The following is a 13,055-nucleotide window of genomic DNA, read 5'->3' on the forward strand; positions in this document are numbered from 1 at the left end:
CAACCTCAATTAATACGGCGTTTTCAAATAAGCTGTTTTAGCTATATCAAGTTGCGTGCCAACTTTTTATGTTATTGATTTGTATTAATTTAATTATTTATCATCCGTAATGGGTAGTCATTATGACTATCTTAAAAGCTGTCAATATGACACTATGCATTGTCAAAATGACAGCGAGGTCGGAATGAGCTTTTCTGTGAACGTACTGGCGAAGATCGCCATTGAACTGCAAACCGGTATTGGTCATCAGGACCGATTTCAGCGGCTGATTTCCACGCTGCGCGATGTGCTGGAATGTGATGCCTCGGCGCTGCTGCGTTACGAAGGGCGGCAGTTTATTCCGCTGGCTATCGACGGCCTGGCCCAGGATGTGCTGGGGCGGCGCTTTACGCTGGAAGGCCACCCGCGCCTGGAAACCATCGCCCGTGCGGGGGATGTGGTGCGTTTCCCTGCCGACAGTGACTTGCCTGATCCCTATGATGGGCTGATCCCGGGGCAGGAGAGTCTCAAAGTACACGCCTGTATCGGCCTGCCGCTGTTTGCCGGGCAGAACCTGATTGGCGCCCTGACGCTCGATGGTATGTCACCGGATCAGTTCGATACCTTTAGCGACGAAGAGCTGCGGCTGATTGCGGCCCTGGCGTCCGGCGCGCTGAACAATGCACTGTTGATTGAACAGCTGGAGAGCCAGAACATTCTGCCGGGAAGCCCGGCGGCGTTTGAACAGGTGACCCACACCGAGATGATCGGCCTTTCACCGGGTATGATGCAGCTCAAAAAAGAGATCGACATTGTGGCGGCATCTGATTTGAACGTGCTGATTTTCGGTGAAACCGGCACCGGTAAAGAGCTGGTGGCAAAGTCGATTCACGAAGCCTCTCCGCGCGCGGTGAACCCGCTGGTGTACCTCAACTGCGCTGCACTACCGGAAAGCGTGGCGGAAAGTGAGCTGTTTGGTCACGTCAAAGGGGCGTTTACCGGAGCCATCAGCAACCGCAGCGGTAAGTTCGAAATGGCGGATAACGGCACGTTGTTCCTCGACGAGATTGGCGAGCTGTCTTTGTCGTTACAGGCCAAACTGCTGCGCGTGCTGCAGTATGGCGATATTCAGCGCGTGGGGGACGATCGCAGCTTAAGAGTGGACGTGCGCGTGCTGGCAGCGACCAACCGCGACCTGCGTGAAGAGGTGCTGGCCGGGAATTTCCGCGCCGATCTGTTCCACCGTCTGAGCGTCTTCCCGCTTTCCGTACCGGCGCTGCGCGAGCGTGGTGAGGATGTGGTTCTGCTGGCAGGTTACTTCTGTGAACAGTGCCGCCTGCGAATGGGACTTTCCCGCGTGGTGTTAAGCCCCGGGGCGAGAACACATCTGTTGAGTTACGGCTGGCCGGGCAATGTGCGCGAGCTGGAACATGCCATCCACCGTGCGGTCGTGCTGGCGCGGGCTACGCGTTCAGGAGATGAAGTGGTGATCCACGCTCGTCACTTTGCGCTGCATGATGAAACCACGCCTGTTGTGACGCAGGACATCCCGGAAATCAGTCACGAGAACCTGCGTGAAGCAACGGAAGAGTTTCAACGGCAGATGATCACCCGCGCGCTGGAGCAAAATAACCGCAGCTGGGCGGCGTGCGCGCGGGCACTGGAAACGGACGTCGCCAACCTGCACCGGCTGGCGAAACGTCTGGGTCTGAAAGGCTAGATGATCCCGGCCTGATAGAAATCTTGCAGGTTGATTGCACCGCACAGCTTGCCGCTCTCATCCACCACCGGGGCGGCAGTGATTTTGCGCTTCATCAGCACCTCTTTGGCTTCGATGGCGCGGCTTTCTGCGTTCAGCGTTAGCCCGCCCTGGGTCATCGCTTCAGAAACCTGCGATTCCAGCTTGCCGCCGCCGACCAGCCAGCGACGCAGGTCGCCGTCGGTAAAGACGCCTTTCACAAAACCGCCGTTATCGCAGACGGCAACCAGCCCAAGCCCGGTACGGCTCAGCTCCAGCATCGCGTCCATTACGCTGGTATCCAGTGTGACCTGTGGAATGGCATCGTCGGTGCGCATCAGATGGTGCACTTTATTGAGCAGCCGTGCGCCCAGTGCGCCTGCCGGGTGAGAGCGGGCAAAATCTTCTTCATTAAAGCCGCGCGCCTGCATAACCGCCATCGCCAGCGCATCGCCCATCATCAGGGTATTTACGGTGCTGGAAGTAGGGGCAAGGTGCATCGGGCAGGCTTCACGCTCTACGGAAACATCCAGTACCGCTTTTGCCGCCAGCGCCAGTGGCGAGCGGGATTTTCCGGTCATTGCCAGCAGGGCAACGGCTTTTTCCTGCAAGCGCGGAATGATGAGATCCAGCTCTTTTGCCGAGCCGGAGTAGGAGATAAACAGCATCACGTCGCGGCTTTCAATCATCCCCAGATCGCCGTGCAGCGCTTCTGCCGGATGAACAAAGAACGCAGGTGTTCCGGTACTCGCAAGCGTGGCGGCAATCTTCTTACCGATATGGCCGGATTTGCCCATACCGGAGACGATCACTTTGCCTTCACACTGAATGATGGTGTTCGCCGCACGGACAAAATCATCGCCCAGGCGATCTGGCAGGCGGCTCGCTTCCTGTAATTCGAGTAGCAAGGTCTGGCGGCCAGCGTTTAACAGAAAATCACTCATCTTTGTCTCCGGTTACGATAACGTCGATTCCTTTCTCTTCCAGCGCTTTCTTAAACGCCGGATCGATGCCCGCATCGGTAATCAGCTTATCGACACTTTCAAGGCTGCACACAATATTGGGGCTTTTACGGCCAAACTTCGACGAGTCTGCCATCAAAATGACTTCCCGTGCGGCGTTACACATGGCTTTACTGACGCTGAAAACCTCATTAAACGTGGTCACCCCGGCGTTCAGGTCGATGCCATCCGTCCCCATAAACAGTTTATCAAAGCTGAAGTGGTCGAAGGCATTCTCTGCCAGCTGGCCGTGAAATGAGGCCGATTTTTTACGGAACGTCCCGCCTGGCATCAGGATGGTTTGCTCGCAGTCGTTCTCCGACAGGGCGTTGACGATATGCAGGCTGTTGGTCATCACGGTGATGTTGTTAAAGCGGCTGAGCATCGGGATCATCTGCAGCACCGTGCTGCCAGCATCAAGGATGATAGAGTCGCCATCGTGGATAAATTTCACGGCAGCTTCTGCAATCAGCGCTTTCTGGTGGGTATTGATCAGCGTTTTGTGATCTATAGGAGGATCGGCTTCGTCTTTATTGAGCATCACTCCGCCGTAGGTGCGGATGACGGCACCGGAGTTTTCGAGCAACACCAGGTCTTTGCGTATCGTTGTGCCGGTGGTGTCAAAGTAGTGCGCCAGTTCCTCTACCGAGCATTTTCCCTGCTTTTGCAGATGCTCCAGAATGGCCGCCTGCCGCTGACGTGGTTTCATAGGCGCTCTGTTCCTTAAGTTGCAAAATGATAATTTCGCAAGCTTATAGCGTTCACAACGAAATTATCCATGTTTCAGATTAAGCGCTAATGATAGTGCATTCTGACAGAGTGAATCATGGGGAAAGATCACATCAGGCTGCAATTCCTGCAACGATTTGCCGTTAATTGCCTGGATTTTCGCCGGTCGGGCAAAAACCGTTATCCCGCGCATAATGAGCGAATCGCAGACATTGTCGTGTTCATCCAGCGCTATCGCCACGACCACGCGCGGTTTGAAGCGCCCGCCAGAGCGCCCGACACCCACGCGGCCTTTCTGACACAATGCATCAAACGCGCGGTTGAACCGATGAATTTGCCAGCCGCCAAACGCCATCTGGCAGACCCAGGCGATAGCGGCGACGGTGATGAGTGCGGTTACCATGTTGGCTCCTTGTTGTGTTCCCTCTCCCTGTGGGAGAGGGTTAGGGTGAGGGCATCAGGCCGCTCGATCAGAACATCACTTGCCCACCGGTCACATTAATCGACTGTCCGGTGCAATAAGAGGCTTTCGGGCTTGCGTAAAACAGCAGCATATTCAGCACGTCCTGATAATCGCAGCCGCGCTTCAGCGGCACTTTATCGATGTAATACTGCTCGACTTCATCAGCGTTAATCCCAAGCTTGGTGGCATATTGTGGCAACAGGGACTGGAACATCGGTGATTTCAGCAGGTTGCCCAGCATCAGTGAGTGCACGGTGATCCCGTACTCGGCGAGATCCAGCGCCAGAGATTGCGTCAGCCCTACACCACCAAATTTGGCTGCACTGTAACCCGAGTTGTGTTTACTGCCCACTTTGCCGGATTTTGAGTTGATTTGGATGATGCGCCCCTGAATACCGTCGCGGATCATCAGGCGAGAAAACTCGCGAGCACAAAGGAAATAGCCCACCAGATTCACCTGCAAGGAGCGGTCGAAATCGCCCAGCGCGAAGTCGCTGATAAACGCCGCTTTGGCTATCCCGGCGCTGTAAACCAGTAGGTCAGTCCGGCCAAAAATTTCGTCCACGCCGCGGGCAAGCGCCATTACGCTCTGCTCGCTGGTGGCATCGGCGCCAAACCCGTACGCCATCCCTTCACCAAATTCGGTATTAATGGTGTCCGCCACGCGGGCGGCTTTTTCACTCTGAATATCGACAACCGCCACGCGGTAACCTTCTGCGGCAAGCCCACGGCAGAGGAACTCTCCTAAGGTTTGTCCCCCACCAATGACAACGGCAACCTGACTCATATTTCTCTCCTTTAATTACGCAACAAATTTTAATGTGCAGCCCGGGGTAACAGCCTGCGGAACAGGGCCATCCACATGAACAGTGCCGGGATATTCCGCCTGCGGCTGGCCGTCGAACCGCAGGGTGATATGCCCCAGTTCACGCAGATTTTGTTCCGCCACATCGCCAACGGCGGTCACTGCATAACGTGTTTCACCTAGCTCCAGCTGGCTGCCGGGCTTAAGTTCACCGTTCAGCTCGCCGTGACAGTGAATAAAACAGAACTCTTCGATATCCGCCGGTGCGCCTTCGCGAAAGGTAATCAGCATCTGGTCGCTGAGCGCATCGGCCGCGCTCTGGCCGATGCGGGTAATGGTGGTTTGGTAAATCACGGTCATCACAGGAACCTCTTATTGATAAATAAATCCAGAGACAAACCAGGCAATCAGCACCGTCGGTGCACCCGTCAGGAAGCGGCTCACCAGAACCGATGGCACGCCAACGCGCACGGTGTCCTGGCGCGCTTCGGCAAGCGAAAGTCCAACCGGGATAAAGTCACACGCCGCCTGGGCGTTAATGGCAAACAGGGCGGGCAGGGCAAGGTGTGGGGGAATATTGCCCAGACCAATTTGCACGCCAATCAGCACGCCGATCACCTGCGCAATCACCGCGCCCGGGCCGAGGAACGGCGACAGCAGCGGGAAGGAGCAGATCAGCGCCAGCGTCACCAGCCCAAGCGGATGGCTGGCAAGCGGGGCAAGACCATGGGCAATCCAGTCGCCCAGACCTGATGCCATGATGATGCCGATAAGCGCTGAAACGAATGCCATAAACGGCAGGATGGTTTTCAGCACGGTGTCGATGGTGTCGCGCCCGGACTGGAACAGCACCGCTACTGCCGAGCCCATCCCCATCCCGACTTTTGCCAGCAGGCCGTCGCTCTGCTCGGTGATTTTCTTGCTGGTGTCGTAATCGCGCGGCGCCGCTTTCGCCTCTGTTTTCTGCGGGGCAGCACCATCAGCCAGACGAATGTTGTCTTCTTTCACGCCGGAAACATAAATGTCTTCAACGATGTATTGCGCCAGCGGGCCGGATTTCCCGGTAGAGTGGATATTTACGGTCGGGATACGGCGCTTTGGGTAAATGCCGCAGCGCAAGGTGCCGCCGCAGTCGATAACGGCAACGCCGATTTCGGACTCTGGCGGCTCGCCCTCTTTGAAACCGTCTACCGCTTCCCAGCCGGTCAATTCACGCAGTCTGTCGACAATGGCCGGGCGTGTACCCGCGGTGATGTAAACAATTTTTTTACCCGGCGTGGCGTCGAGTTCCAGTGGGCCGCCCCAGCCGCCCGTTCCTTTTTCAATACGAATACGGCTCATGCTGTGGCTCCTGAAAGCTGGACGTTTTGTTCAAGCTGAATGCCCATTTTTTTCTCGAAAATTGCGGTGGTGAGGTCGGTCACCCAGCCACGGAAGAAGTTAGTGACCAGGCCAACCAGCAAATAGCTCACCGCCAGCGGGCCAAGCGGCAGGCCAAGCGTCGTCAGGCCGCTGGCAATACCGAGGTAAACAAACAGTTCGCCGGGGTTGATGTGCGGGAACAGGCCGTTCATCGAGTGGCAGCTATAGGATGCGGCGGCGTAATAACTCGGCTTGTATTTCTCTGGCATAAAGCGGCCGAGGCTTAAGGTCATTGGGTTGCAGAACACGAAGGTGCCAATGAAGGGCAGGACAAGGTAACGGGATAACGGATTCCCGGCGCAGCGCTGGGCAAAGCGTTCAATGCGTTTCTGGCCGATAAAGTTAATCAGCGCGTTCATGATAACCAGCAGGCTTATCAGCAGCGGCAGGATCCCGGTCACCATGCCGGTAAACACTTCTCCGCCTTTCTGAAATAGCCCGATGAACCACTCGGCGCCGTGGGTGATGGTATCTATCATTCTTCTCTCCTGTGGGGCTTCTTGTTTTTGTATAACTGCGGCTAATAATAATCACTTTGAAAGGTTTTAAAGTGTTAATCAGATCTCACAATGAAAGAAAAATGTATTATTTTGAAAGTTAATGGGCAGGTGAAAGCTGTTTTGGTTGAAAAAAGCGCAGATTTGCGTTGGGGAGCGTAAAGATTTGGCGGTGGGCGCGAGTACCGCTTCCTTGAGGAGTCGGGGATGCTTTACCATACTGGCATCTTGTCGAACTCGTTAAATGGATGTCCCATGTTCAAGCGTCGTTATGCAGCGCTGTTACCTGCGCTTATTCTGCTTTCTGCCTGTAGTAGCAAACCTAAAACTGAAACCGCTCAGCCCACAGCTGGTGCGCCTTCAGGGGGATTCTTGCTGGAGCCTCAGCACAACACGATGCAGATGGGCGGCGACTTCGCGAATAACCCGGCGGCCGAGCAGTTCATCGATAAAATGGTGAGCAAACACGGTTTTGACAGACAGCAGCTGCATGAGATCCTCTCCCAGGCAAAACGTCTGGATTACGTGCTGCGTCTGATGGACAGACAAGCCCCAACCGCACAGGTGCCGACCGGGCCGAATGGCGCATGGCTGCGCTATCGCAAACAGTTTATTACCCCGGACAACGTGCAAAATGGCGTAGTGTTCTGGAACCAGTATGAAGATGCCCTGAACCGCGCGTGGCAGGTGTACGGCGTGCCGCCTGAAATTATCGTCGGGATCATTGGCGTTGAAACCCGCTGGGGTCGCGTGATGGGTAAAACCCGCATCCTGGATGCGCTGGCAACGCTCTCCTTTAACTATCCGCGTCGTGCCGAATACTTCTCATCTGAGCTGGAAACCTTCCTGTTGATGGCGCGTAACGAGCAGGACGATCCGCTGGATCTGAAAGGGTCGTTTGCCGGGGCAATGGGTTATGGCCAGTTTATGCCGTCTTCCTATAAACAGTACGCCGTCGACTTTAACGGTGATGGTCACATCAACCTGTGGGATCCGGTGGACGCCATCGGCAGCGTGGCAAACTACTTCAAAGCGCACGGTTGGGTACAGGGCGGCCAGGTTGCCGTGCAGGCGAATGGTCAGGCTCCGGGTCTGGAAAATGGCTTCAAAACCAACTACAGCATCTCGCAGCTGGCCGCGGCGGGCTTAACGCCAACGCAATCGCTGGGTAATGCACAACAGGCGAGCCTGCTGCGTCTGGATATTGGTACGGGTTATCAGTACTGGTACGGGCTGCCGAACTTCTACACCATTACCCGTTATAACCACAGCACCCATTATGCAATGGCGGTGTGGCAGCTGGGGCTGGCGGTATCACAGGCGCGTACGCCAGCGGCGTCTCCGTTTAGCCAGTAAGTCATCTTATTCACCCTCTCCCTGTGGGAGAGGGCTGGGGTGAGGGCATCCGCGCGCATCTATTTCCCGCAGAAACATTTCGCCACACTCCCTTTTATCTCTCTCATTTACATCTTAATTATCTTTCATTATTGTTATGTTATAACATTTGATGTGGTGCTGAGATGTCAACGTCCTTTTTCTCCCTTTCTGCACTGACGCGATTTCTGCTGGCGTTGGTGCTTATCGTCTTTATCGGGCTGGCCGTGCGCTGGGCGGTGGCCTTGCCATGATCGTTATGAATCAACTGACTGCGGGCTATGAACGCCAGCCTGTCACGCGGGCCATTACCGGCGTCATTGAACGCGGGAGCATGACCGCTATTGTCGGTGCCAACGGCTGCGGGAAATCGACGTTACTGAAAACGCTCGCCGGGTTTATCCCGCCGGTGAGTGGCCGCTTTCACTGGCAGGGAAAACGCCCGGTGATCGGCTGGCTTGCGCAGCGTCATGCCCTTGAAGCCCAATTTCCGCTCACCGTGCAGGACGTTGTCAGCATGGGCTGCTGGCCGGGGATCTCGCTGCTGGCCGGATTACGACTAGGTGCGCGGCTACGTGTCGCCAGCGCGCTTGAGCGGGTGGGGCTGGAGTCGATGGCGCTTTCCACTATTGATGAACTTTCTGGAGGCCAGTTTCAGCGCATGTTATTTGCCCGCGTTTTAGTACAGCAGGCCCCGCTGGTGATGCTCGATGAACCCTTTACCGGCGTTGATGAAGCAACCTGCAACGTGCTGATGTCGCTAATGCTGGAGATGTACCAGCGGGGGCAAACTCTACTGGCGGTGCTGCACGACAGCGAGCGCGTGGCGCGCCACTTCCCGCAAACGTTACGGCTGGATTCTGAGATCCCTTTATTTCAAACCGAACGGGTGAGGGTGGCATGATCTGGCATCTCTTTTTCCAGCCGTTCATTGAGTACGGCTTTATGCGCCGCGCGCTGGTGGTGTGCCTTGCGCTGTCTGTCAGCACCACGGCGCTCGGGGTCTTTCTTTTGTTACGCCGCATGAGCCTGATGGGCGATGCCTTGTCGCACGCGATTTTGCCCGGTGTGGCGGTGGGGTACTTACTGAGCGGGATGTCACTGCTGGCGATGAGTCTCGGCGGCTTTATCGCCGGGATCGTGGTGGCGCTGGTGGCTGGCCTGGTCAGCCGCCGCACACCGCTGAAAGAAGATGCCAGTTTTGCCGGTTTTTATCTTGGCTCGCTGGCGCTGGGCGTCACGCTGGTGTCGCTGCGCGGTTCAAACGTTGACCTGCTGCATTTGCTGTTTGGCTCCATTCTGGCGGTGGATAACGACGCAGCGATGTTCGTGGCGGGCGTGTGCATCTTCACCCTGATTACGCTGGCTGTTTTTTATCGTGGCCTGGTGACGGAAGCCTTCGACACCGCCTGGTTGCAGGTTAACGTCCGCTGGCTGCCTGGCCTGTTGCACGGCCTGTTTCTCGCTCTTCTGGTACTCAATCTGGTGGCTGGTTTTCAGGTGCTCGGCACGCTGATGGCGGTCGGGCTGATGATGCTGCCTGCGGTAGCGGCGCGCTGCTGGGTACGTACGTTGCCAGGGTTGCTCCTGATGGCCGGTATTAGCGGTATTTTTTGTGCATGGCTGGGGTTAAGCCTCTCCTGGGCGGTGAGTTTACCCGCCGGGCCGTCCATCGTACTGACCGCCAGTGCGCTGTTCTTTATTTCGGTTTTATTTGGCACGCGCAGCAGGCTGGCTGGCAGTCTGCGCGCGCTTTTTTAACGCAAGGGGAAAAAATGAAACGTACAGGATTAGTCGTGGCGCTCGCGCTCGGAATGATGTCGCACACTGCGATGGCGAAAACGCTCAATGTGGTGACCAGCTTTTCGATCCTGGGAGATATCACCCAGGAAGTCGGCGGCAAAAACGTAAACGTGACAACGCTGGTGGGGCCGGATGGTGACCCGCATACCTTCGAGCCGTCACCCAAAGACAGCGCCGCGCTGAGCAAGGCTGATGTAGTCGTGGTGAACGGCCTGGGGCTGGAGGGATGGCTTGACCGTCTGGTGAAGGCCTCTGGTTTTAAAGGCCAACTGGTAGTGGCATCGGCCGGTGTGAAAACACACACGCTGGAAGAAGACGGGAAAACCGTGACGGATCCACATGCGTGGAACAGCGCGGCGAACGGTGCTTTGTATGCGCAAAATATTCTGAATGGGCTGGTGAAGGCCGACCCGGAAGATAAAGCTGCGCTGGAAGGCACCGGCAAGCCGTATATCGCACAACTGACCCAACTGGATAGCTGGGCTAAATCACGCTTTAGCCAGATCCCGCAGGAAAAGCGCAAAGTGCTGACCAGCCATGATGCCTTTGGCTATTTCAGCCGAGCCTACGGTGTGACGTTTATGGCTCCGCAAGGACTGTCGTCTGAGAGCGAAGCCAGCGCGGCGCAGGTGGCTGAGATTATCAACCAGATAAAAGCCGATGGCGTGAAAACCTGGTTCATGGAAAACCAGCTCGATCCACGGCTGGTGAAACAGATTGCCAGTGCGACAGGCGCGCAACCAGGAGGCGAACTCTACCCTGAAGCGCTGTCGGCAAAAGGTGGTGTAGCGGATACCTACGTTAAGGCGTTTCGCCACAATGTTGATACCATCGCCGACAGCATGAAATAAGAACCCCCGAAGCCGGTGCGTCCGCATCGGCTTTTTTCTGAAGCCCCCTCGTAAAACCTGAACCTCATCCCCATATCCGACGAGAAAGTGTTATCTTGTGCTGCACGTTTTTCAAAGGCCTGGAGCGATAATGACTGACCATGAATTGATGCAGCTTAGCGAAGTGGTAGGGCTGGCGTTAAAGCAGCGCGGTGCGACAGTAACAACGGCAGAGTCCTGTACTGGCGGCTGGGTAGCGAAAGTGATTACGGATATTGCGGGCAGTTCCGCCTGGTTTGAGCGTAGCTTTGTGACCTACAGTAATGAAGCGAAGGCACAGATGATTGGTGTGCGTGAATCCACACTCGAACAGCATGGCGCAGTCAGTGAGCCGGTGGTGATCGAAATGGCCATTGGTGCCCTTAAAGCAGCACGGGCAGATTATGCCATTTCGATCAGCGGCATTGCCGGGCCGGACGGCGGCAGCGATGTAAAACCCGTTGGCACCGTGTGGTTTGGTTTTGCAACCTCGAAAGGCGAGGGGATCACCCGCCGTGAATGCTTTAGCGGCGATCGCGAAAGCGTGCGTCGTCAGGCAACGGAATATGCGTTAAAAACGCTCTGGCAACAATTTCTACAAAATACTTGATACTGTATGACCATACAGTATAATTGCACCAACAGAACAGAATTCACCCCGGTAAATACGTAAACGTATTTACTGTATGACAGGAGTAATAATGGCTATCGACGAGAACAAACAGAAAGCGTTGGCGGCAGCACTGGGCCAGATCGAAAAGCAATTCGGTAAAGGCTCCATCATGCGCCTGGGTGAAGACCGTTCCATGGACGTGGAAACCATCTCCACCGGTTCGCTTTCTCTGGATATCGCACTGGGCGCTGGCGGTTTGCCAATGGGCCGTATCGTAGAAATCTACGGGCCAGAATCCTCCGGTAAAACGACCCTGACCTTACAGGTTATTGCAGCTGCACAGCGCGAAGGTAAAACCTGTGCGTTTATCGATGCCGAGCACGCGCTGGACCCGGTCTATGCCCGTAAGCTGGGTGTTGATATCGACAACCTGCTGTGTTCTCAGCCAGACACAGGTGAGCAGGCGCTGGAAATTTGTGACGCGCTGGCTCGTTCCGGTGCTGTTGACGTTATCGTGGTTGACTCCGTTGCTGCACTGACGCCAAAAGCGGAAATCGAAGGCGAAATCGGTGACTCTCACATGGGCCTCGCGGCACGTATGATGAGCCAGGCAATGCGTAAGCTGGCGGGTAACCTGAAGCAATCCAACACGCTGCTTATCTTCATCAACCAGATCCGTATGAAAATTGGTGTGATGTTCGGTAACCCGGAAACCACCACCGGTGGTAACGCGCTGAAATTCTACGCATCTGTCCGTCTTGATATCCGTCGTATCGGCGCGGTGAAAGAGGGCGAGAACGTGGTCGGTAGCGAAACCCGCGTGAAGGTTGTGAAGAACAAAATCGCTGCACCGTTCAAACAAGCTGAATTCCAGATCCTCTACGGTGAAGGTATCAACTTCTTCGGCGAACTGGTTGACCTGGGCGTGAAAGAGAAGCTGATTGAAAAAGCGGGCGCCTGGTACAGCTACAACGGTGACAAGATTGGTCAGGGTAAAGCGAATGCTATCTCCTGGCTGAAAGATAACCCGGCTGCGGCGAAAGAAATTGAGAAGAAAGTTCGTGAGCTGCTGCTGAATAACCAGGATTCAACGCCTGATTTCGCGGTTGATGGCGCGGACGTTGAAGAAACTAACGAAGACTTTTAATTCTCTCGTTTAAAAATGAAGGGCTGCGAATGCGGCCCTTTTTGCATTTCTGAACCAGCAGGTTTTGTATGACCGAACCCACAACTCGTCGCCCTGCCTATGCGCGGTTACTGGATCGCGCGGTGCGTATTCTGGCCGTGCGCGACCACAGCGAGCAAGAGTTACGGCGTAAACTCGCAGCCCCGGTGATGGGCAAAAATGGCCCTGAAGAGATTGATGCCACAGCGGAAGATTACGACCGGGTTATAGCCTGGTGCTATGAGCATCAATATCTGGATGATGACCGCTTTGTCGCACGGTTTATCGCCAGCCGCAGCCGTAAAGGCTACGGCCCTGCGCGTATTCGCCAGGAGCTTAACCAAAAAGGGATCGCGCGTGAATCAAGCGAAAAGGCCATGCGCGAATGCGATATCGCGTGGGGAGAACTCGCGAGAGATCAGGCAATTCGCAAATACGGCGAGCCACTGCCGCGTGAGTTTGCAGAAAAAGTTAAAATCCAGCGCTTTTTGCTCTATCGCGGCTTCCTGATGGAAGATATTCAGGATATATGGCGTAATTTTGCCGATTGAACGCATGAGGGATTTTACTTCCCTCCCAAGAAAACTTATCTTATTC

General features: G+C 55.4%; 15 protein-coding genes. 8 read left to right on the forward strand and 7 right to left on the reverse strand.

Annotation, left to right across the window (positions count from 1 at the left end; all coding sequences use genetic code 11):
* Window positions 1-184: 184 nt before the first annotated feature.
* Window positions 185-1,699, forward strand: coding sequence for a nitric oxide reductase transcriptional regulator NorR (gene norR, locus F3J30_RS14090; RefSeq protein WP_014071503.1), 1,515 nt, complete (start codon window positions 185-187; stop codon window positions 1,697-1,699).
* Here the strand turns inward: norR and gutQ are convergent.
* The 7 genes from gutQ to srlA form a co-directional block, all read right to left on the reverse strand.
* Window positions 1,696-2,661 carry an arabinose-5-phosphate isomerase GutQ gene (gene gutQ, locus F3J30_RS14095; RefSeq protein WP_014071502.1) on the reverse strand — a complete coding sequence of 322 codons (966 nt, stop codon included), beginning with the start codon at window positions 2,659-2,661 and terminating at the stop codon, window positions 1,696-1,698. The genes norR and gutQ overlap by 4 nt on opposite strands.
* The gene (locus F3J30_RS14100) at window positions 2,654-3,427 is read right to left on the reverse strand and encodes a DNA-binding transcriptional repressor (protein ID WP_014071501.1); all 774 of its coding nucleotides are present in this window, start codon (window positions 3,425-3,427) and stop codon (window positions 2,654-2,656) included. The genes gutQ and F3J30_RS14100 overlap by 8 nt, the downstream gene beginning before the upstream one ends.
* Before the next feature lie 63 nt (window positions 3,428-3,490).
* Window positions 3,491-3,850, reverse strand: a complete 360-nt coding sequence (gene gutM, locus F3J30_RS14105) for a transcriptional regulator GutM (RefSeq protein WP_166717644.1) — start codon at window positions 3,848-3,850, stop codon at window positions 3,491-3,493.
* 67 nt (window positions 3,851-3,917) lie between these two features.
* Window positions 3,918-4,697 carry a sorbitol-6-phosphate dehydrogenase gene (gene srlD, locus F3J30_RS14110; protein WP_014071499.1) on the reverse strand — a complete coding sequence of 260 codons (780 nt, stop codon included), beginning with the start codon at window positions 4,695-4,697 and terminating at the stop codon, window positions 3,918-3,920.
* Between the two features lie 15 nt (window positions 4,698-4,712).
* On the reverse strand, window positions 4,713-5,075 hold the full coding sequence (gene srlB, locus F3J30_RS14115; RefSeq protein ID WP_014071498.1) for a PTS glucitol/sorbitol transporter subunit IIA: 363 nt from the start codon (window positions 5,073-5,075) through the stop codon (window positions 4,713-4,715).
* Window positions 5,076-5,087: 12 nt separating this feature from the next.
* Window positions 5,088-6,056, reverse strand: a complete 969-nt coding sequence (locus F3J30_RS14120; protein WP_166717645.1) for a PTS glucitol/sorbitol transporter subunit IIB — start codon at window positions 6,054-6,056, stop codon at window positions 5,088-5,090.
* Window positions 6,053-6,616, reverse strand: coding sequence for a PTS glucitol/sorbitol transporter subunit IIC (gene srlA, locus F3J30_RS14125; protein WP_014071496.1), 564 nt, complete (start codon window positions 6,614-6,616; stop codon window positions 6,053-6,055). Before srlA ends, F3J30_RS14120 begins: the two co-directional genes overlap by 4 nt.
* 273 nt (window positions 6,617-6,889) lie before the next feature.
* Here srlA and mltB point away from each other — a divergent pair, with 273 nt between their 5' ends.
* The 7 genes from mltB (at window position 6,890) to recX (ending at window position 13,009) form a co-directional block, all read left to right on the forward strand.
* Window positions 6,890-7,990 carry a lytic murein transglycosylase B gene (gene mltB / locus F3J30_RS14130; protein WP_168162138.1) on the forward strand — a complete coding sequence of 367 codons (1,101 nt, stop codon included), beginning with the start codon at window positions 6,890-6,892 and terminating at the stop codon, window positions 7,988-7,990.
* Between the two features lie 268 nt (window positions 7,991-8,258).
* Window positions 8,259-8,912 carry an ATP-binding cassette domain-containing protein gene (locus F3J30_RS14135; protein ID WP_166717646.1) on the forward strand — a complete coding sequence of 218 codons (654 nt, stop codon included), beginning with the start codon at window positions 8,259-8,261 and terminating at the stop codon, window positions 8,910-8,912.
* The gene (locus F3J30_RS14140) at window positions 8,909-9,769 is read left to right on the forward strand and encodes a metal ABC transporter permease (protein ID WP_014071493.1); all 861 of its coding nucleotides are present in this window, start codon (window positions 8,909-8,911) and stop codon (window positions 9,767-9,769) included. Before F3J30_RS14135 ends, F3J30_RS14140 begins: the two co-directional genes overlap by 4 nt.
* Before the next feature lie 14 nt (window positions 9,770-9,783).
* Window positions 9,784-10,662: a metal ABC transporter substrate-binding protein gene (locus tag F3J30_RS14145; protein ID WP_166717647.1), complete on the forward strand. Its 879-nt coding sequence runs from the start codon at window positions 9,784-9,786 to the stop codon at window positions 10,660-10,662.
* 130 nt (window positions 10,663-10,792) lie between these two features.
* Window positions 10,793-11,290: a nicotinamide-nucleotide amidase gene (gene pncC / locus F3J30_RS14150; protein WP_014071491.1), complete on the forward strand. Its 498-nt coding sequence runs from the start codon at window positions 10,793-10,795 to the stop codon at window positions 11,288-11,290.
* Between the two features lie 91 nt (window positions 11,291-11,381).
* On the forward strand, window positions 11,382-12,440 hold the full coding sequence (recA, locus tag F3J30_RS14155) for a recombinase RecA (RefSeq protein WP_014071490.1): 1,059 nt from the start codon (window positions 11,382-11,384) through the stop codon (window positions 12,438-12,440).
* A gap of 68 nt (window positions 12,441-12,508) precedes the next feature.
* Window positions 12,509-13,009 carry a recombination regulator RecX gene (gene recX / locus F3J30_RS14160; protein WP_014071489.1) on the forward strand — a complete coding sequence of 167 codons (501 nt, stop codon included), beginning with the start codon at window positions 12,509-12,511 and terminating at the stop codon, window positions 13,007-13,009.
* Window positions 13,010-13,055: the final 46 nt, after the last annotated feature.

The organism is Enterobacter sp. Tr-810 (assembly GCF_011752765.1).
GTDB classification, from domain to species: domain Bacteria; phylum Pseudomonadota; class Gammaproteobacteria; order Enterobacterales; family Enterobacteriaceae; genus Enterobacter; species Enterobacter soli.